Genomic DNA, 20,294 nt, shown 5'->3' with positions numbered 1-20,294 from the left:
CAACCCAGAGATGTGTTATCGACGGGTCATGTAGCCCGGCTCCACATCATCTTCGTTTTGGGTGTGAGTCATCACGAAAATATATCCGTTAGACCGATCTGCCATCTGCCAGATGTTGCCGACGGAATCGTTGCCTGAGCCAAAGGTAATTAAACCTTTGCCATTTTCATCGATGCTCCAGTTGCAGCCTGTGCCACTGTAATCGCAGCTTCCGCCTTCCGAGATGGTGAGAACCTCTTCCGCGTTGTTTTCCGTAGGAATGCCGATGTCGTAGGTGCCAACGAAACTATCGTTCGTCAGAGCTTTGGCTAGGGAGATAGAATCAATCTTGTTGATCTCATCCCGGTTTTCGTCGGCTTTAAGCCCCCAGTAAGAAGTGGTTTTAGCTAAAGCAATACGCCACCGTTCTTCGTTAGGCGTCTCTTCTTCGAGGTTCAGGACGCCGTTCGCGATGGACCAGTTGTTCGCGCGCCGCTCTGCGGGCTGGCGCTCATCGTTGTGATAAGAGTCGTTGAAATAGGATACATAAGTGCCGTCGTTTAGTTCAGTCACAACAACTTCATCGGCTTCATCTGAGCGGTAAAGGAATGCTTTACCTTTTAGATCGCCAGTCGTTGGGGTCTCGAGTGTGATTGGCGCTGTTGCCTTGGCTGTGCCTATCCGTTCAAAAGTACCGGCAGTCTCTGCAAAGTCGAGGTATATGGCCGTCCGGGTAGGCTGGCCGGAGAGGAAGTAGATTTCATCATTTGATTCGCCTGCCCACTCGATCGTTGCCATCCCCGTGCCGAATGAAACTGAAGCTGAAGTCGGAGACTCACCTTCAAAATAGGTTAGGGTTTTGTCTTTGTTTAGCGTGATTATGGCGCCGGTTTCATCAGGGTACTGCAGGAAGTAAGTGCCGGCTGCACGCTCGGCTTTGATTTGCTTGTTCAGCCTGTAAAGGTAGCTGGCACCCTCGTCTGATTCTGTGATGACCTTACTCTCCACCGCGCAAATCTCGAAGGTATCAGTTGTGTCACCGTCGCTACCTTCTTTAGGGAAGGTTAGTGATAGCTCTTGGCTGTTCTCGTTGAACGTCCAATTTCCTTCGCGTTTGATGTCTTTTTCCGTGTATTCGTTGTCTTTGGTCTTGAACTCAGAGAATGATCCGGAGCCTGAGAATTGCATAATCATGATTTCACTGTCCGAAATCATGCCCACGGATAGGTCGGAAAAATCGCTGGTAGATAGCTCTTGTGCACCTTCATCTGCGCAGCTTGTTACGTCAGCACCGCTGATGCTTGCAAGAGTCTCGTTAAGGTGGGCGTCAGCGTCTGTCGCGGAAACCAGTTGAGCGTTGGTGTCGGAGCTAAGATCCGTGATTTCGTTTGCGATTGAGTCCAAATCTGCTGTTTCAGAAATATTCCGAGGTGTAGCTGCTTTAGCGGCTTTGCTGCGGACTTCGGATGAAATGGTGATACCGTTTGTGGCGTCGCCATCTTCATCGAGAGTTTGGAGTACTCGAGCTACGTTCGTGGCCCCCGTTCCTTGGGCAAGGTTTTTCGGTGAAATGACCGCGGCACCCTTGGTAGAGCCGATAGTCAGTTGGCCAACCTTAAAGGTGACAGTATCGTTGTCGGCGTATTTGAACTCGCCGTTGTCATTGGTTAGGTATGTTTCACCATTATTGCTACTGCGAGTGTATTCAAGCCCGCCAACCGGGCTATCGACAAATTGGCCGGTATTGGTTGGTTGTGAAGACGTTTGGGGGTCACCGCCACCGCCACCGCCACCGCCACCGTCACCGCCTGAAGTCGAGTCGCTGGAGCTTCCGCCTCCACCACAAGCAACCATTCCAGTCGTTAGGCCAGCAGCCAGCAAAGCACGAAGCAATTTATTCTTTTGAAGCATCCTGATTTCCATTCTCTTTAATTTTTAGAAGGTGGCAGTGAACACCTGCCGGAAATGCGGACACGATCAGAGAGAGGTATAGCGTAAAGCTTGATCTGTCCCTGATCAGTAGTCCCTTTGCTCAAATACGCCGATTGGAGCTACGTAAAAGTTAGAGTGTTATCGGGTAGCTAGCAATTGACGAACTGTAAAGCATTGTTAAATTGCAGCTTTGGCCTAACGAGATATGATTGAAGTCAATGGTTAGGGTGACGCAGTTATGGTATTGGTCGCATAAAAAAGGGGCACCTTGCCAGGCGCCCCTTTAGAGTGGTCAGCGAAGAAGAGGGTTATGCATTCCCTTTCTTCATCTGCTCAAACTCATCCTCAAAGAAGAACTTCTCCTCTCCGAAGGCCGGTTCAAGTTCATGCAACCAAGTGGCGGTTTCGCTGTACTTGGCGAAGAACGGGCGCTGCACCCAGTCCGGGTTGCGGCCTTGCAAGAAGCGCAGTACAAACACTTTCTCGCCTTTGATTTCCGCAATGCCCTGTATTTCTACCTTGCCAGGGCCGGCGCTCATGCTGGGGCCTCGGGCGGTTCGAGCCAGGCCAGAGACCTTCTTCATGGCTTCGCGGTAGATGTTGTAGGCTTCCGCAAGCGGCACTTCAAAGTAGTTTTTGGCGCCGGTGTCGCGCTCTACGAACATGTAGTAGGGGATGATGCCCAGCTTCACTTCGCGCTTCCAAAGCTTCGCCCAGTCATCCGCGTTGTCGTTAACGTGCTTGATCAGCGGACCTTGCGCGCGGATTTCAGCACCGGTGGCGCGGATGCGGCGAATGGCTTCTTCCGCGATGTCGGTGGTGATTTCCTGCCAGTGGTTGTAGTGCGCCATGATGGCTACGTGCTTGCCGGCATCGACCAGTTTGGCGAATAGCTCGATCAGCTCGTCTGCATCTTTGTCGGTGACGAAGCGGTAGGGCCAGAAGGTCAAAGCCTTGGTGCCGATGCGGATGGTCTGAACGTGATCGAACTCAGGCTGAAGCAGAGGCTCCAGGTACTGAACCAAGCTCTTGGTTTTCATAACCATCGGATCGCCGCCGGTCACCAGCAAGTCGGTAACCTCGGTGTGTTCCTGCAGGTAGCCGTGTAGCTTCTCGGCTTCGGTGCTGGACATCTTCAGGTCTTTGTCGCCGACAAATTGCGCCCAACGGAAGCAGAAGGTGCAGTAAGAGTGGCATGTCTGGCCCTGCGCCGGGAAGAACAGCACGGTTTCGCGGTATTTGTGCTGAACGCCGTCCAGCACTTCGCCGTCCAGCTCCGGCATGTTCATTTCCATTTGGCCGGCCGGGTGCGGGTTCAGATCATCACGGATCTGCTTGGCAAGCGCCTGAATGTCTTTCTTGTCTGCGCCGTCCCGGTGCAGTTGTGCCATCTGCTCGTAATGCTCGTCCTTCAGCATACCCTTTTGCGGGAACACCAACTGGTAGATTGGATCGTTCGGTACTTTGTCCCAGTTGATCAGCTCGTTGATGACATATTCGTTGACGCGGAAGGGCAGCACGCTGGCCACAACCTTCATCTCAAACAGGGTTTCTTCTGGCAGGTCCTGAATGGCTTCAATTTTGTCGAGCTGACGGTCAGTAAACACCTTGAACCGGCGCTCTTCGAATTCCTGCACCGGGATACGGTTAGGAAAGGTGACGATGGAGTTCATAGATCGCCCTCTGTTGGGTAATAAAAGTAAAAAGAAGGCTAAAGCACCTTCGCAGTTGCCTAAAAAACGGGCCGAAAATTATACAGAGTTATGAAATTATTTTCAGGTCTAATTATTCTGCAAGTTGGGTTTAGTTGCAGATGATGGGGTGGCTTTCAGTCGGAAGCCTGTGGTTGAGCGGTCTGGCCAGGCGCATACGATCATTGGATGAAAGGAAAGTATTTAGTGACGCGAAGGTTTGTGGCTAAAAGATGAGTATCAGACCTTGGTCGGGGGTGTGTTGTTTTAGTGAAGTGAATTGGCCATTATTACGTAAATAAACAGAATTCTGCCGTTGTCTGGCGATCTCTTTGTCAGGTTTTAGGCGAAAAAAACATATTTTTTTGGTAAAAGTACGTAACTTTCACCAGGGTGCGCGCCTCGGATACCTGCGCCGGTTCAAGGCAGTGCCAGACGCTTATCGACGAGAGTTATAACAACGCTCTGTCACAGGAAAAAAATGAAAGCTGTTCTATGCTTGAGGGAAGTCACGCAGGCCGCTCAGCGTTTCTCGCAAGCTGATACTTCAATAATAAAACTGCCTGTTATCGCAGTTTCCAATTTCGCATCGTGTTCGGCCGCTGATCGTGGCGCACGTTGCATTCGTTAGGTTCAGGGGAGGGTTAGATGTACCAGGATGATGATCCCATTGAGACCAGAGAATGGTTAGATGCACTGGAATCTCTGATCGAGAATGAAGGTATAGACCGAGTTAAGTACATTCTGGAGCGTCTTTCCGAGCGCGCCAGCCGAGACGGCACCGAGCTGCCGTATTCCATCACCACACCATTTAGAAACACGATTCCAGTAACTCAGGAAGCGCGCATGCCGGGCGACCTGTTTATGGAACGCCGTATTCGTTCCCTGATTCGCTGGAACGCCATGGCCATGGTGGTGCGCGCCAACAAACGTCCCGGTGATCTGGGCGGTCACATTTCCACCTTCTCTTCTGCCGCCACATTGTATGACGTGGGCTTTAACTACTTCTTCCACGGTGGTGACGAGAACCGCGACTCTGATCTGGTGTATTTCCAGGGGCACGCAGCGCCGGGAATTTACGCCCGCTCATTTCTGGAAGGTCGGTTTACCGAAGAGCAATTGGATAAATACCGGGAAGAAACCGGCGGCGAAGGTCTGTCTTCCTACCCGCACCCTTGGTTGATGCCAGACTACTGGCAGTTCCCGACGGTCTCTATGGGGTTGGGGCCGATCCAGTCGATTTACCAAGCGCACGTGATGAAGTATTTGCACAGTCGCGAGCTGATCGACATGGGCGATCGGAAGGTGTGGAGCTTCCTGGGTGACGGTGAGTGTGACGAGCCTGAAACTCTGGGTTGTATCTCCAAAGCTGGCCGCGAAAAACTGGACAACCTCATTTTCGTGGTGAACTGCAACCTGCAGCGCCTGGACGGCCCGGTTCGTGGTAACGGCAAAATCATGCAAGAGCTGGAAGGTGTCTTCCGCGGGGCCGGCTGGAACGTCATTAAAGTCGTTTGGGGCCGTATGTGGGATCCGCTGTTCGATCAAGACGAAGACGGTCTGATGCAGCGAGCCATGGACGAGGTATGCGACGGCGACCTGCAGAATTATGCCTTCAAAGGCCCGTCGGCTACCCGTAAAGAGTTTTTCGGAAAGTATCCGGAATTGTCCAAGCTGGTTGAGAACCTGTCGGATGACGACATCGCCAAGCTGAACCGTGGCGGTCACGATCCCTACAAGGTCTACGCGGCGTATCACCGTGCGGTGCACCAGAATAACGGCCGGCCGACGGTGATTCTTGCCCACACCATCAAAGGCTACGGCTTTGGCGCAGCGGGTGAGGCGCAGAACACCGCTCACTCGTTGAAGAAGCTTGATCTGGATACGCTCAAGGCATTCCGCGACCGCTTCGGTGTACCTCTGAAAGACGAAGAGCTGGAAGACGTGCCGTATTACCGTCCGGCGCCAGACAGCCCTGAGCTGGTGTACATGAAGAAAAAGCGCCAGGAGCTGGGCGGCTTCTACCCGAAGCGTAATAAAGAATGTCAGCCGTTGCAGATACCGGATCTTGATATCTTCAAAGCGGTATTGGAAGGCTCCGGTGATCGTGAGATTTCCACCACCATGGCGTTTGTGCGTCTGCTCGGGGCTTTGGTGAAAGACAAGCGTGTGGGCAAACGCGTGGTGCCGATTGTGCCGGACGAAGCCCGGACCTTCGGTATGGAAGGCATGTTCCGTCAGCTGGGTATCTACACGTCTGAAGGGCAGAAGTATGTGCCCCAGGATCGTGACCAGATCATGTACTACCGTGAAGCCAAGCAGGGCCAGATCCTGCAGGAAGGTATCAACGAAGCCGGCGCCATGGCCACCTGGATGGCAGCGGCTACGTCCTACAGCAACAACAGCTTCCCGCTGATTCCGTTCTATGTGTTCTATTCCATGTTCGGGTTCCAGCGCATTGGCGATCTGGCCTGGGCTTCGGGCGATATGCAGGCTCGTGGCTTCCTGATCGGTGGTACCGCAGGGCGGACGACGCTGAACGGCGAAGGTTTGCAGCACCAGGACGGCCACAGCCATGTATTGGCGAACACCATTCCGAACTGCAAAGCCTACGACCCGGCTTACGGTTACGAGATGGCCGTAGTGATCCACCACGGCATGAAGGAAATGTTTGAAGAAGACAAAAACGTCTTTTACTACCTGACCGTGGAAAACGAGAACTACGCGCAGCCTGCAATGCCTGAAGGGTGTGAAGAAGGCATCATCAAAGGCATGTACCTGTTCGAATCCGTTGAAACCAAAGGCAAGAAGAAATCGCCGCGGGTTCAGCTGATGGGCGCCGGTGCCATCTTCAACGAAGTGCGCGAAGCGGCTCAGTTGCTGAAAGAAGACTGGGGCGTTGCATCGGATGTCTGGAGTGTCACCAGCTACAACGAACTGGCCCGCGATGGTCAGCACGTTGAACGTTGGAACGCCCTGCACCCGGATGACAAGCCGCGCAAGGCCTACGTGACTCAGTGTCTTGAGAAACAGAAGGGGCCGGTGATTTCATCGACCGACTACATCAAGCTGCATTCTGAACAGCTGCGGGCATACATCCCGGCTACCTACATGACGTTGGGCACCGACGGCTTCGGCCGGAGTGATACCCGCGAGAAGCTTCGTAATTTCTTCGAGGTAGACCGTTACTACGTCACGGTTGATGCGTTGGCGGCTTTGGCTAAAGACGGCGAGATCGACCAGAAGCAGGTTCTCGAAGCGATGCGCAAGTACGGTATCGATCGCAACAAACCGAACCCGGCGCACAGCTAAGGAGTCCGCTATGAGTGAACAGGAAATTAAAGTTCCCGATCTCGGCGGTGCTGATGAAGTCGAAGTGATCGAAATCATCGCCAGTGAAGGGGATACAGTACAGGAAGAAGATCCGATTCTGACGGTTGAAACCGATAAGGCGACGGTTGAACTGCCGTCACCGGCAGCCGGTAAGATCAGTAAGATCACTGCCAAAGTTGGTGACAAAATCAAAGAAGGCGACGTGGTTGGTATGTTGGTGGCCAGCGATGACTCCGGTGATTCAGGCGACTCGGAAGAGGATTCCGGGAGTGCCGGGGCCGAGAGCAAAGCCGGTGCGGATGAGAAATCTGAAGCCAAGTCTGAAGACAGCAAGCCCGAACCGAAAAAACAGTCGGGTGGCTCTCGCACCGAGCGGGTGAAGGTGCCCTCGCTGGACGGTATGGAAGACATTCCGGTCATCGAGATTAACGTCTCCGAGGGCGACACGGTTGCAGTAGACGACCCACTGGTGACGGTGGAATCGGATAAAGCAACCATGGAAATTCCGTCTCCCTTCGCTGGTAAGGTAAGCAAGATACTGGTGAAAGAGGGCGACAAGCTGTCCGAAGATGCCGACTTGCTGGACCTGGTTATCGAAGACGAAGGTGGTGAACCGGACGAAGCTGAAAGCACCGAAGAGAAAGCGCCAAAGAAGGAAAGCACTGACCAGTCCGAGTCAAAACCTGACGCCAAACCTGAAAAGCAGGAAGACAGCTCGGCGGAAAGCGCCACCTACGCCCCGCCTTCTCCGGGTGCCAAGGTGCATGCGGGCCCTGCGGTCCGGAAGTTGGCCCGGGAGTTGGGTGCAGACCTCACCCGTATCAAGGGGTCGGGCCCGAAAAGCAGGATTCTGAAGGACGATGTTCAGGATTACGTGAAGGGCCAGCTACAGCAAGTACAGCAGGGTTCTTCTGTGGGTGGCGGAAGCGGCATCCCAGCTGTGAAGCTGCCGGACTTCAGTAAGTTCGGTGAGATTGAGCGGGAAGGTATGTCCCGCATGATGTTCACCACCGCGAACAACATGCAGCGCAGCTGGTTGAACGTACCCCACGTGACCCAGTTTGATGATGCTGATATCACCGAAATGGAAGCCTTCCGCAAAGCGCAGAAGGCCGCTGGTGAAAAGCGTGGTGTGAAAATGACGCCGCTGCCGTTCTTGCTGAAAGCCTGCGCTGCAGCACTGGCTGAGCTGCCTCAGTTCAACGTGTCGTTGGACATGGAGCGCAAGGAAGTGGTGCGCAAGAAGTACATCCACATTGGTATTGCAGTGGATACTCCGCACGGTTTGATGGTGCCGGTGATCCGGGATGTGGACCAGAAAGGCCTGTGGGAATTGGCGGCGGAAAGCGCCGAGCTGGCACAGAAGGCCCGGGACAAGCAGTTGAAACCGGCTGAAATGCAGGGCGCTTGCTTCACTATCACCAGCTTGGGTGGTATCGGGGGCACTGCCTTCACGCCGATTGTGAATACGCCGGAGGTGGCGATTCTGGGTGTGTCCAAGGCAGCCATGAAGCCGGTGTGGGACGGCAATGAATTCCAGCCGCGCCTGATGCTGCCGTTGTCGTTGTCCTACGACCATCGGGCAGTGAACGGCGCAGATGCCGCACGATTCACCAGCCTGCTCACGCAGCTGCTTGGGGATATCCGCACCTTGTTGCTGTAGTCTTAGCCTGTTGCCGCTTCAATCTGTTTGGGTTGAAGTGGCAACACCCGGCAAGACATTTCGTTTTTGGTGGACAATAAAATCATGGCCAACAAAGCAAGCTTCAATTGGGAAGATCCCCTTCTTCTGGACCAACAACTGACCGATGAAGAGCGAATGGTGCGCGACAGCGCCCGCCAATTCGCCGAGAAACATCTTCGGCCCCGCGTAGTAGACGCATTCCGCAACGAACACACCGATCCCGAGATTTTTCGGGAAATGGGCGCCAGTGGTTTGTTGGGTGCCACCATACCCGAGCAGTACGGTGGCAGTGGCCTGAACTACGTCAGCTACGGCTTGGTCGCCCGGGAGATTGAGCGAGTCGATTCCGGCTATCGTTCCATGATGAGTGTTCAATCTTCCTTGGTGATGGTGCCCATTTACGAATTCGGTAACGAAGCAACCCGTCAGAAATACCTCCCTAAACTGGCCTCCGGTGAGTGGATAGGCTGCTTCGGCCTGACCGAGCCGGACCACGGCTCTGACCCCGGCAGTATGGCTACCCGCGCCCGTAAGGTAGACGGGGGTTATCGGCTGACGGGCAGCAAAATGTGGATCACCAACAGCCCGATAGCGGATGTGTTTGTGGTCTGGGGCAAAGACGATGACGGCAAGATTCGTGGCTTTGTGCTGGAAAAAGGTTGGGAAGGCTTAAGTACGCCGGAGATTCACGGCAAAGTGGGCCTGCGAGCGTCGATTACCGGTGAAATTGTCATGGACGAGGTGTTTGTGCCGGAAGAAAACGCTTTCCCCGAAGTTAGGGGCTTGAAAGGTCCGTTCACTTGCCTGGATTCAGCCCGTTACGGCATTTCCTGGGGCGCCTTAGGGGCTGCCGAAGATTGCTGGCACACGGCGCGCCAGTATGTGCTGGACCGCAAGCAGTTTGGCCGCCCACTGGCCGCCAATCAGCTGATTCAGAAAAAGCTGGCGGATATGCAGGCGGAGATTACGCTTGGTTTGCAGGGCGCTTTGCGCTTGGGCCGAATGAAAGACGAAGGCACGGCTGCGGTGGAGATTACCTCGATCATGAAGCGTAACTCCTGTGGTAAAGCTCTTGAAATTGCCCGGCTGGCCAGAGACATGCTGGGCGGTAACGGCATTAGCGACGAGTTTGGCATTGCCCGCCATCTGGTGAACCTGGAAGTGGTGAATACTTACGAAGGCACTCACGACGTGCACGCGTTGATTTTGGGGCGCGCGCAAACGGGTATTCAAGCCTTCTTCTGATTGTTGTTAAGAGAGAATTCGAAAGCCGGGTTAACCGAAAGGTATCCCGGCTTTCGTGTTTACGGACAATCAGTTTGCGAAAAACATCCAATCAAAGTAGTTGTGAAGATCCTGCATGGCGTAGGCCTCGGCAGGCTGGGTCAGTTCGAACAGCAGACTTTGGTCTTTGGCTGGTTTCATAACGACACCTCGTGAAGTTTCGGCAGATTAAGCAGGGCAGGGGCGTTGCCGGCTGCCTTCAAATGAGTTGTTGCATGAGCTGTGCCAGTTTCTTGGTTGGTGGTAAATTGTTGATTTTAATAGCGTAGCAAAGGGAGGGCGGGAATTGGATAGTTAAAGGTTGGGCTAGTTTGGGGCGCGTTGCACCAAACCAGAACGAAAAAACCCCGGCGGATGCCGGGGTCAAAGGAGAGTTAACGTCTACAAGGAGTCTTTAGAAGTTATATTGCGCTGCAAACAGTAGGCGACTTGCATCACCGTCAGAACCGTCCACGTTTTCACGCTTCAGGAACTGGTATTCAACGCCCATCATTACGTTCTTGACCGGGGTCCACTTGTAGTTGGCCATGACGGCAGAATTGGTTTCGCTTTGGCCGTCCAGAATGCCTGCAAACCCGGCGTCAGCAGCCTCATCTTCAGCGTCGTCCCAGTCGACTTCAACCATACCGTAGCCGATGTTAATGCTGCGGCCACCACCAAGATTGATGCCGGCGCCAATGGAGCCTCCGTAGCCCGAAATTGTTTCTACGTCACCACTACTGTCAACATAAGCACTGGGAGCTCCAAAGTTGTCACCAGAGCGATACAGATAGCTGTTGGCGCCATCGCTGTAGGAAAGTGTGCCTTGAAGGGTAATCATGTCGGTTAGCATCATTTTGGCGGCAACGAAGGTCGCAAAGCCGAATGAGCTCTCATCGCTAGTGCCGGTGTCGTAGCCTACCTGGTGAGCAAGCAGCGCTGCTGAGTAACTCATGCCGTCGTTGGAATCTTCAATCCTGGCAGTGAAGGCCGGCATACTGTCCTTGCCGTCAACATCTAGCACTGCAGGGTCTCCGTCGTCGTCCAGCCCCGCAGCGATAATCGAGCTGTTTGGTTGTTCAAGTGCAATCGACAGTGGCCCAGAGGTGTATCGAGCCTGCGCTGTGCGTGCTTGGTAACCAGCTAAGCCCGGGAGTGAGTCAAAATCTAGAGTTGCGGTGTTGCCCACGAAGCTGGTGAAGTTGGACCAGGTTTGGCCCATCAGTACGCCGTTGTATTCGCCGAAGCCGTGGCGGAGGCGGAGATTTCCACCTCGGAAATCACCTTCGACGGTTACGGCAACGCCTTGAGGGGTAACGGTTTTGACCCCCAGCCGACTTTGAACCGCATCCGCACCAAAGTGACCATCTTTTCCATCGTCTGATGCAAGGCCGCTGTAGGAGCCAGAGCGGGTGCTTAAGGCCTGATTGTTGTCGAGATCATAGCTGGCATTCAAGCGACCATAGCCGTATACGCTCACATCGTAATCACCGGCACTAAAGCTGAATGCCTGCGCCTGAGAAGCCAATCCCAGCACTGTCACAGCCGCCGTCGCACGAATCGCCATTCGCAATTTATTGTTCTGCATTGTTGTTGTCTCCACATATTTGTTTTTGTTGGACCAACTTCAACTTAGTAACGTATCGGTCACAATTCAAACAAAAAATGCATGAGATAGACCAACGTCTAATCAGGGGGAGAGGTGCAGGCAGGGCGATGTCGCAATGGGCTGTTCTTATGCGATCAGAGGCGTATTATGGTGGATTCAACCTGTCACTTAGTAATGAGTCACTGAGAGAAATCCATGAACAAAGAACCTGTTTCCCGCGAATTGTTTGATGAAGTAATGGTGCCCAACTATGCCCCCGGAAATATCATCCCGGTGCGAGGTGAGGGCTCCCGCGTGTGGGATCAGGAAGGCCGAGAGTTTCTGGATCTTCAGGGCGGCATTGCGGTGACCAGTCTGGGGCATGCGCACCCGGGGCTGCTGGGGGCGCTGCAGGAGCAGTCAGAGAAAATCTGGCATCTGTCTAACGTCATGACCAACGAACCGGCCCTGCGATTGGCGAAAACCCTGTGTGACCATACCTTTGCAGAGCGTGTGTTCTTTGCGAACTCCGGCGCCGAAGCCAACGAAGCAGCTTTCAAGCTGGCTCGCCGTTACGCATGGGATCACTTCAGCCCGGAAAAGCACGAAATCATTTCCTTCAAGAATGCCTTCCACGGCCGCACCTTGTTTACCGTCAGCGTTGGTGGCCAGCACAAGTATCTCGAAGGTTTTGAGCCGGCGCCGGGCGGTATCCATCACGCCGATTTTAATGACCTAGATTCAGTAAAAGCCCTCATCTCCAAAGAGAAAACCTGTGCCGTGGTGATCGAGCCGATTCAGGGCGAAAGCGGCGTCGTACCGGCAGACCCGGAGTTTCTGAAAGGGCTGAGGCAGCTGTGCGATGACAACGATGCACTGCTGATCTTCGATGAAGTACAAACAGGTGTTGGCCGTACCGGGCATTTGTACGCGTACGAAATGTATGGTGTGATTCCGGATATTCTGACCAGTGCCAAAGGCTTGGGCGGCGGGTTCCCGGTTGCGGCCATGCTGACAACCGCAAAGGTGGGTGCGAGCCTGGCTGTGGGAACGCACGGCAGCACCTACGGGGGCAACGCTTTGGCCTGTGCGGTGGCGCAGAAGGTGATTGATACCGTCAGCCAGCCAGAGATTTTGAAGGGCGTGAATGAGCGTTCTGAAAAGTTGCGGCAGGGCATGATGGCCATCGGTGAGCGTTATGGCATTTTCTCCGAAGTTCGGGGTGCCGGCTTGTTGCTGGGCTGTGTGCTGACCGAACAGTGGAAAGGTCGGGCCAAAGACTTTTTGGCGGCCGGGCTGGAAGAGGGCGTGATGGTTCTGGTGGCCGGTGCCGACGTTGTGCGCCTGGCACCATCGCTGATTATTCCCGAAACCGACATTGATGAAGCGCTCGAGCGTTTTGAAACCGCAGTGAAAAAGCTGGCGCAATAACAATAAACGGTGGCTTGACGCCAGGGCCGCCCACACTCTGAACAACAGAGGGAGGGAGGAGTATGCTGATTGTTCGCCCGATGCAACCAGCGGATCTCGAAGATCTGTACGCCATGGCTCAAAGCGCCGGTAAGGGGTTAACCACCCTGCCGGCCGATCGGGAATTGCTGCAACGTAAAATCGACTGGGCGGTCGATTCGTTTAGCAAACAGTGCAAGCCGGAAGAGGCTCTCTATCTGTTTGCGCTCGAAGATACCGAAGCGCAACGGGTGGTTGGCATCAGCGGTATTGAGGCTCGGGTAGGTCAGGATGAGGTGTTCTACAACTATCGACTGAGCCTGACCGTTAACGCCTCTCGAGAATTGGGTGTGCATGTTCGGACGCCCACTCTTCACATCTCCAGCGACATGACCGATGCCACTGAAATCTGTTCGCTGTTGCTGGCGGATGATTATAAAGGGGGCGGCAATGGTTTGTTGCTGTCTCGCAGTCGCTTTATGTTTCTGGATGACTTCCGGGAGTTCTTTTCGGACAAAGTGTTTGCTGAAATGCGCGGGGTGTCGGATAAAGAGGGGCAAAGCCCCCTCTGGAACGCCTTGGGCAGCAAGTTTTTTGATATGGAATTTGTGGAAGCTGACCGGTTGTCCGGATTGGGTAATAAGTCCTTCATTGCCGAACTGATGCCCCAGTACCCGATTTACCTGTCGTTGTTGCCCGATTCCGCCAGAGAAGTCATCAGCCAGGTGCACGAAAACACCCGCCCGGCACTCAAAATGCTCGAAGCCGAAGGTTTCAATTTCAATGGGCTGGTCGATATCTTTGACGGCGGCCCGGTGGTTGAAGCCTTTTTGCACACCATTCGAACCGTGCGCGACTCCCTGAACCGGGATGTGGTTGTGGGAGATTCACCCATAGACCTAGATGTGCCTGCGGAACACCGGGTGATGGTGTCCAACCGTTCGTTCAATAACTTCCGGCTGACCACTCTGCCAATGAGCTGCATTGGGCAAGATACCGTAACCATTCCGCAGGCGATGGCTGAAGCCTTGCATCTAAAAAACGGTGATACCGTTCGTTTGGCGCCCCTGAAAGACGGCGGCCTTTCGCCCATTCATCTGGAAGACTCGATAGGGGTTAACGATGGCAAAACACGCAGTTGAGGCTAATTTTGATGGGTTGGTGGGGCCAACCCACAACTACGCGGGGCTGTCCTGGGGAAACGTTGCGTCCAAATCGAATGTAAACGCGGAATCCAATCCGAAACAAGCCGCCCTGCAAGGCCTGGCAAAAATGAAAGCGCTGGCCGATCGCGGTTATATGCAGGGCGTGTTGCCGCCTCATGAGCGCCCCCACTTACCGACGTTGCGCGCGCTGGGCTTCGAGGGCAGCGACACCCAGATTCTCGGAGCAGCCGCCAAGCAGGCTCCGGCTATTCTGGCGGCGGTATCGTCGGCATCCACCATGTGGACGGCAAACGCAGCCACGGTTTCGCCCAGCGCCGATACGGCCGACCATCGGGTGCATTTCACTCCGGCTAATCTCAGTGCCAAGTTCCATCGCTCAATCGAGCACGCCGTTACCGGGCGGGCCTTGAAGGCTATTTTCCGGGACGAGCAGTATTTTGCGCATCATCCGGCGTTGCCGTCCGTCGGTCACTTTGGCGATGAAGGTGCTGCCAACCATACGCGCTTGTGTGGCCATTATGGTGAACCGGGGGTTGAATTGTTCGTGTACGGGCAGGAAGCCTTCAATCAGCAAGCTCCTGCGCCGGTGATGTACCCGGCGCGCCAAACGCTTGAAGCTTCTCAGGCGGTCGCGCGGTTGCACGGTTTGGCTGATGCGAATCGGGTGTTTGCCCAGCAAAACCCGGCGGCGATTGATGCCGGTGTGTTTCATAACGATGTAATCGCGGTAGGGAATGGCAACTGCCTGTTTTACCACGAGTTGGCATTTCTCAATGAAGAGCGGGTATTGGCGGAGATTCGCGAGCGTTTGTTGGGTGCCGAGCTGGAAGCCATCAAAGTAACCCCTCAGCAGGTGCCTCTGGAAGATGCCGTGTCTTCGTATCTGTTCAACAGTCAGTTGTTGAACAGTCCGGACGGCATGTTGCTGGTGGTGCCGGGAGAGTGTCGGGAGGTTGCTTCGGTTAGCCGGTATCTGGATGAGTTGGTGGCGTCCGACGGCCCGATTACTTCGGTCGAAGTGATGGATGTGAAACAGTCCATGCGCAATGGTGGCGGCCCTGCGTGCCTGCGTTTGCGGGTGGTTCTGAATGACGAAGAGCGCCACGCAATCAATCAGGGTGTTGTGCTAACCGACGAACTTTACGCGCGCCTGACAACCTGGGTGGAAACCCATTACCGCGACCGGCTCGTTCAGCAAGACCTCGCAGACCCGAAGTTACTGAATGAAGTGCGACAGGCGCTGGACGAACTCACCGGCATACTGCAGCTGGGCTCTATCTACGATTTTCAGCGGTAAAGCCGGTTTACGGGGTTGCTATCGAGTGTGACAGCATGTCCATGGTGTGCTGGATCAGCGTGTCGGAAGGCATGCTTTCGCCTTCGCACAGCATGATCACGCCGTGCAAAGCGCCGCGTAAATAGAGAGCTGTCTGGGTCGGATCGGTAATACGCTCTTTACTCATGGTGCCGTCTTCCAGGCCTTTTTGGAGGGCGGCCACCATGAGTCTGATCAGCTCATCCCGGGAACAAAGCATTTCTGCTGCCTGGGCTTCATCCACGTCGGCAATCACGGTGGATGCTTTGGTGAGTGCGGCAAAGTATTCCGGTTCTTCCCGATAGAATTTGTAGTAGGCCTCACCCATGGCCCTTATCTGTGCCAGCCCGGTATGGTTCGGGCAATGAGTGGCCTTGAAACGCTCCACCAGATTTTGCCCCGCTCGCTGCATGATGCCCATCTGAATAGCCGCTTTATCTTTGAAATACACATATAGCAGCGCCCGGCTGAGGTTGGCGGTGCGGGCAATGTCGTCCATCGACGTGCGGTCGTAGCCCTTGTCCGAAAAGACGGTTTCGGCCGCATCCAGTATGGCGCTGTATCGTGCCTGTTTTTCCTTTTCCCGGCGTGATTTCAACGGCTCATTCATGGCTTGCGGTTACCTCAGGGGATGGTTGGGCGGTGGATAAGTATCGATGAAAACCTATTATTGACAAATTGTCAAAGAATGACATTATGTCGTCATAGTAGGGCTGCCTGTAATTCCTGGACCGGCATGCCCACCACCCATCATTCAGGGAAAGGGCTGTCTGTTCATGTCTCCCACTAAACGATCTCTCCCATTTACCGTAATGACCCTTGTGCTTGCGATGCTGTTGTTGTCCGGGTGTCGTGGCGGAAGCAGCGAAGCCGCGGAAAATTCGGCGGCGGTATCGGTTCGTGTTGCCGATGTGACCGGGGGGCAGGTAGAGGAAATCCCACTGCGCTTCTCCGGCATTGTTCGAGCTGCCCAGCGCGCTACGCTCACGTTTCAGGTCAGCGGTACCCTCAAAGAGCGGCCGGTTGAGCTGGGGCAGATGGTGAAACCTGGCGATACGCTGGCGGCGCTATACAACCCCGCTTTGCAACCGGCTCAGGATTCGGCAGCGGCCAAGCTTGAAGAGTTGAAAACCCAGTTTAATCAGGCCCAGCGAGAGTGGGAGCGCTCGGCGCGTTTGCATAAGCGTGGCGTTGTGTCGGAGCAAAATCTGGAGCAGATTGCAGCACGCCGCGATTCCCTTCGAGCCAGCATGGCCACCGCGCAAGCCGCGTTGTCGGAAGCGACTCATCTGCTCGAAGAAAGCGTATTGAAAGCACCGTTTGCGGGCCAGGTAGAAGCGTTGTTGGTTGAGCGCGACGAGTTTGTTTCGGCTGGGCAGCCAGTGATGCGTTTGTCCTCACCGCTGGGCCGGGAAGTTGAAATCCGGGTGCCGGCGCATTTGCTGAGTCATGTGCGTGTGGGGATGGAACTGCCGGTCTGGCAGGTTCAGGATCGTAACCGCTCGCCGGAAACCGGTACGGTTATAGAAATCGCCCAAGGCAGTTCGATTCGCGGGGAGCTGCATCCGGTGTTGGTCAGTTTGCCGGCAAATTCGTTGTCCTCCGGCGAGCCGGTTGAGGTGGGTGTTACGCCGGTTCGGGAATCCGCGGTGACCGTCCCCATGCTGGCGGTGGTGCGCTATGCTACCGGCACCAGCGTTTATCGGGTGAGCGATGGCGTAGCGCACCGGGTACCGGTGAAAGTGGATCGTGTGATCGGTGAGCGAGTGATGGTGCACCCCGGCGAGCTTCAGCCTGGTGATCAGGTGGTGTATGCCGGCATGACACGATTGGTGGATGGCGACACCGTGGAGGTGCGCTGATGACCCGTAGCCTGCTTAATTATCAACGACTGCTGGGCATGGTCGTTACCATGCTTTGCCTGTTGGGCATCGCAGCCTACAGCACCATGCCCCGCCAGGAAGATCCTTCCTTCCCATACCGCGCGGGTATGATTTCGGTGAATTACCCGGGAGCCAGTGCCGAAGCGGTTGAACGGCTGGTGTTGCGGCCGTTGACCGATGAACTGCGGCAGGTTGAAGAGGTCGACTTCAGTCAGGGCACCGCCCGAACCGGCGTGGCCTTGGCGAGAATCAAACTGCTTGATCGTATTTACGATACCGATGCTGCGTGGGATCGCGTACGCCAGGCCATGGAGCGCGCCAAGCAGGATTTCCCCGACGGTGTGGGGCAGATGAGCCTGGACGACCGGCTGATTGATATTCCTGCGGTGGTGCTGGCCGTGGGCGGTTCGCCGTCGATAACCGAACTGTCTAAAGCCGCAGAGCGCCTCAAACAAAACCTTTCGGATATTCCCGGTGTTTCACGCATCGAGCTTGAAGGTGAGGTGGACGAACAGATCACTCTCGCTCTGGATGATGCGGCTTTATTCCGACTCGGGATTTCGCCGCAGCGTGTGCTGCAAACCCTGTCGCAACGGAACCAAACCACACCCGGCGGTTTTGTCGTAGTGGACGGTAAGCGACTCTCTGTCTTGCCGAATTCGGAATTCAGTGACATCGAAGCCATTCGGGCCACGCCTATTGAGCTGCCAGACGGTTCGCAGGTTCCTCTCGCAGCCGCCGCGGAAGTATGGCGTGGGCCTGTTGAGCCGCGCCAGCCCGAAACCTGGTTTGATGGCGAGCGGGTGGTCTTGGTGTCGCTGATCATGGAAGAAGGCAATACCGACGCCATTCGCTTCGGTGAGCGAATTCGCGACAGGCTGGGCGAGATTCGCCCGGACTTTGAGCCTTACGAGCTGCGGGAAATGTTCTTCCAGCCCGACAAGGTTTCAGACCGCCTGGATAATCTGGCCTGGAGCCTGGTGTTCTCGGTCTTGATCATCGTGGCCGTGGTGTTTACGGGCATGGGCATTCGAATGGGGCTGCTGGTGGCCTCCATCCTGCCGATGGTGGCGATGATCAGTGTCGGGCTCTACGACCTCGGTGGCGGCGTACTGCATCAGATTGCCGTGATCGGTATGGTGATCTCGCTCGGTATACTCATCGATAACGCCATCGTAATTGTGGAAAGCATTCAGGGCTATCTGGATGCCGGCATGCGCCGGTTGGATGCCTTGAAGAAAGCGGTTGGTGAACTGGCGGGGCCGCTGGGCGCCTCCACCGGTACCACGCTGGCAGCCTTTGCTCCGCTGTTGATGGCGAAAGGCGGCGCGGCCGACTTCACCCGCGGTGTTCCCGTTATGATTATGCTGACGCTGTCGGTCAGTTATCTGCTGGCGATCTCGGCGGTGCCTCTGTTGGCGATACGTTTCCTCAAAGCTCGCAAGAATGTAGGTGAAGATCGACTGGTTGGGCTCGCTCGTTTCCTCGGTGGTTTGGTGTTCAAACACCCGAAAAAATTGATTGCTTTTGGCGCTTTGCTTGTTGCGATCAGTGTCGGCTTAACGCCGTTTATGGCTCAGCAATTCTTCCCGAACGCAGACCGACCGCGGGTGATCGTCGAAATGTACATGCCGGAAGGCACCGATCAGGCCCGCACTGCAGAAGTGGCCGAGAGCCTTGAGCGCACCATTCGCACTCAGCCCGAAGCGCTGGAAGTGCACCGCTTTGTCGGCTTTACCGGCCCAAGCTTCTACTACAACTTGCAGCGTGCACCGCAATCACCGAACCGGGCCCGCCTTGTAGTGCGAACGCCCACCTTGGCAGACACCACCGATCTGGTTCGAAAGATTCGCAAAGAGGTAGCCCAAAACCTGCCGGAACTGGATATCTCTGTGGGGATACTGGGACAGGGGCCACCACGCACTGCGCCGGTTGAAGTACGTGTCTACCATGCCGATGACGATGCCCGAGTCTTGGCAACTGAACAGATCTATTCGGTCCTTCGCGATGTGGAAGGCACGGTAGACGTTCGTCACGATCTGGACATCGGTGTGCCGAGCATCGCCATTAATGTGGATGACGCGACCGCAGCCCGCTATGGCCTGACCCGTGCGGACGTAGCACAAAGCCTGTACGGACAGAGTTTTGGTGCCATGGCAGAACGCTATCGCCAGGAAGAAGACCCGATCCCCATCGTGCTTCGCTCGCGTGAGGGTACCTTGTTGTCGTTGTCGCGTTTGCTGTCGGTCAACATCTACAACAGCCGCGGCGATGCCATTCCGTTGTCTGCGGTGGCAACTGTTGAAACCACCTGGGAGCCGGCAGCACGATACCTGCGCAACGGCGTCCGAGTGAACGCGGTGACGGCCAATCTTACCAAAGGCTACAGCTTCAGCCAGGCGCTGGACGGATTGAACGCAGCGTTGGCGGAAAACCCCTTGCCACCCGGAACACGGCTGGAAATGGGCGGTGACGCTGAAGGGTCCAACGATGCCAACAGCGCGCTACTCACTGCGGCTCCCATAGGCATGCTGTTGTTGCTGTTCTTCCTGCTGCTGCAGTTCAACTCGTTCCGCCGTGTCGGCATCATCCTGCTGACCGTGCCCTTGGCAACAGTGGGAATATTCCCCGGGTTGGTGCTGTCTGGCTCGCCCTTCGGCTTCCAATCGCTGCTGGGAGTTATTGCCTTGGTAGGCATCGTGGTCAACAACGCCATCGTTCTGCTGGACGTAATGGATCGCGAGCTGGAAAAGGGCAGGGCAATCAAAGATGCGGTCAGAACCGCAGTAGAACGCCGCACCCGGCCAATCCTGCTGACCACCGCCACCACCGTGGCCGGATTGCTGCCGCTGGCACTCTCCAGCTCCACACTGTGGCCACCCATGGCCTGGGCGATCATCTCCGGCTTGCTGGCTTCAACGGTACTGACCTTGTTGGTGATCCCGGCGGTGTGCACCAAACTCATCAAATTACCGGTGGCTGAACCCGAAAACGCCCCGGCATAACGAATT

12 protein-coding genes are annotated in these 20,294 nt (G+C 55.3%); 8 read left to right on the top strand and 4 right to left on the bottom strand.

Features of this window, described 5'->3' with window-relative positions; all coding sequences use genetic code 11:
• Positions 1-15 precede the first annotated feature (15 nt).
• Entirely contained in the window at positions 16-1,890 is a 1,875-nt protein-coding gene (locus tag Q9245_RS06070) for a hypothetical protein (RefSeq protein ID WP_305896296.1), read from the bottom strand.
• A gap of 329 nt (positions 1,891-2,219) precedes the next feature.
• Entirely contained in the window at positions 2,220-3,584 is a 1,365-nt protein-coding gene (locus tag Q9245_RS06065; RefSeq protein ID WP_305896295.1) for a KamA family radical SAM protein, read from the bottom strand.
• 666 nt (positions 3,585-4,250) lie between these two features.
• On the opposite strand from Q9245_RS06065, the gene aceE reads away from it, so the two are divergent.
• The 3 genes from aceE (at position 4,251) to Q9245_RS06050 (ending at position 9,864) form a co-directional block, all read left to right on the top strand.
• Positions 4,251-6,914: a pyruvate dehydrogenase (acetyl-transferring), homodimeric type gene (gene aceE, locus Q9245_RS06060; RefSeq protein ID WP_305896294.1), complete on the top strand. Its 2,664-nt coding sequence runs from the start codon at positions 4,251-4,253 to the stop codon at positions 6,912-6,914.
• 10 nt (positions 6,915-6,924) lie between these two features.
• Positions 6,925-8,598, top strand: coding sequence for a dihydrolipoyllysine-residue acetyltransferase (gene aceF / locus Q9245_RS06055; RefSeq protein ID WP_305896293.1), 1,674 nt, complete (start codon positions 6,925-6,927; stop codon positions 8,596-8,598).
• Between the two features lie 84 nt (positions 8,599-8,682).
• Entirely contained in the window at positions 8,683-9,864 is a 1,182-nt protein-coding gene (locus tag Q9245_RS06050; protein ID WP_305896292.1) for an acyl-CoA dehydrogenase, read from the top strand.
• Positions 9,865-10,297: 433 nt separating this feature from the next.
• Here Q9245_RS06050 and Q9245_RS06045 read toward each other — a convergent pair whose 3' ends face one another.
• Positions 10,298-11,470 (bottom strand): hypothetical protein, encoded by a 1,173-nt coding sequence (locus Q9245_RS06045; RefSeq protein ID WP_305896291.1) that lies wholly within the window; start codon positions 11,468-11,470, stop codon positions 10,298-10,300.
• Between the two features lie 216 nt (positions 11,471-11,686).
• On the opposite strand from Q9245_RS06045, the gene Q9245_RS06040 reads away from it, so the two are divergent.
• The 3 genes from Q9245_RS06040 (at position 11,687) to astB (ending at position 15,382) form a co-directional block, all read left to right on the top strand.
• Positions 11,687-12,901, top strand: coding sequence for an aspartate aminotransferase family protein (locus Q9245_RS06040; RefSeq protein WP_305896290.1), 1,215 nt, complete (start codon positions 11,687-11,689; stop codon positions 12,899-12,901).
• Positions 12,902-12,963: 62 nt separating this feature from the next.
• A complete protein-coding gene (astA, locus tag Q9245_RS06035) occupies positions 12,964-14,061 on the top strand; it encodes an arginine N-succinyltransferase (RefSeq protein ID WP_305896289.1) in 1,098 nt (365 codons plus the stop codon).
• Positions 14,042-15,382, top strand: coding sequence for an N-succinylarginine dihydrolase (gene astB / locus Q9245_RS06030; protein WP_305896288.1), 1,341 nt, complete (start codon positions 14,042-14,044; stop codon positions 15,380-15,382). Before astA ends, astB begins: the two co-directional genes overlap by 20 nt.
• A 7-nt stretch (positions 15,383-15,389) precedes the next feature.
• Here astB and Q9245_RS06025 read toward each other — a convergent pair whose 3' ends face one another.
• Entirely contained in the window at positions 15,390-16,010 is a 621-nt protein-coding gene (locus Q9245_RS06025; protein ID WP_305896287.1) for a TetR/AcrR family transcriptional regulator, read from the bottom strand.
• 166 nt (positions 16,011-16,176) lie between these two features.
• Here Q9245_RS06025 and Q9245_RS06020 point away from each other — a divergent pair, with 166 nt between their 5' ends.
• Positions 16,177-17,262 carry an efflux RND transporter periplasmic adaptor subunit gene (locus Q9245_RS06020; protein ID WP_305896286.1) on the top strand — a complete coding sequence of 362 codons (1,086 nt, stop codon included), beginning with the start codon at positions 16,177-16,179 and terminating at the stop codon, positions 17,260-17,262.
• Positions 17,262-20,288: an efflux RND transporter permease subunit gene (locus tag Q9245_RS06015; RefSeq protein WP_305896285.1), complete on the top strand. Its 3,027-nt coding sequence runs from the start codon at positions 17,262-17,264 to the stop codon at positions 20,286-20,288. Before Q9245_RS06020 ends, Q9245_RS06015 begins: the two co-directional genes overlap by 1 nt.
• Positions 20,289-20,294 lie beyond the last annotated feature (6 nt).

It is taken from the genome of Marinobacter sp. MDS2, assembly GCF_030718085.1.
Lineage (GTDB): Bacteria > Pseudomonadota > Gammaproteobacteria > Pseudomonadales > Oleiphilaceae > Marinobacter.
This window is presented reverse-complemented; position numbering and strand designations above follow the sequence as displayed.

Excerpts from the sequence above, each read along its gene's own strand:
- Q9245_RS06020 (WP_305896286.1), top strand. The coding sequence starts at position 16,177 with ATGTCTCCCACTAAACGATCTCTCCCATTTACCGTAATGACCCTTGTG.
- Q9245_RS06050 (WP_305896292.1), top strand. The coding sequence starts at position 8,683 with ATGGCCAACAAAGCAAGCTTCAATTGGGAAGATCCCCTTCTTCTGGAC.
- Q9245_RS06025 (WP_305896287.1), bottom strand. The coding sequence starts at position 16,010 with ATGAATGAGCCGTTGAAATCACGCCGGGAAAAGGAAAAACAGGCACGA.
- Q9245_RS06040 (WP_305896290.1), top strand. The coding sequence starts at position 11,687 with ATGAACAAAGAACCTGTTTCCCGCGAATTGTTTGATGAAGTAATGGTG.
- astB (WP_305896288.1), top strand. The coding sequence starts at position 14,042 with ATGGCAAAACACGCAGTTGAGGCTAATTTTGATGGGTTGGTGGGGCCA.
- aceE (WP_305896294.1), top strand. The coding sequence starts at position 4,251 with ATGTACCAGGATGATGATCCCATTGAGACCAGAGAATGGTTAGATGCA.
- aceF (WP_305896293.1), top strand. The coding sequence starts at position 6,925 with ATGAGTGAACAGGAAATTAAAGTTCCCGATCTCGGCGGTGCTGATGAA.
- Q9245_RS06015 (WP_305896285.1), top strand. The coding sequence starts at position 17,262 with ATGACCCGTAGCCTGCTTAATTATCAACGACTGCTGGGCATGGTCGTT.
- Q9245_RS06065 (WP_305896295.1), bottom strand. The coding sequence starts at position 3,584 with ATGAACTCCATCGTCACCTTTCCTAACCGTATCCCGGTGCAGGAATTC.
- Q9245_RS06070 (WP_305896296.1), bottom strand. The coding sequence starts at position 1,890 with ATGCTTCAAAAGAATAAATTGCTTCGTGCTTTGCTGGCTGCTGGCCTA.
- Q9245_RS06045 (WP_305896291.1), bottom strand. The coding sequence starts at position 11,470 with ATGCAGAACAATAAATTGCGAATGGCGATTCGTGCGACGGCGGCTGTG.
- astA (WP_305896289.1), top strand. The coding sequence starts at position 12,964 with ATGCTGATTGTTCGCCCGATGCAACCAGCGGATCTCGAAGATCTGTAC.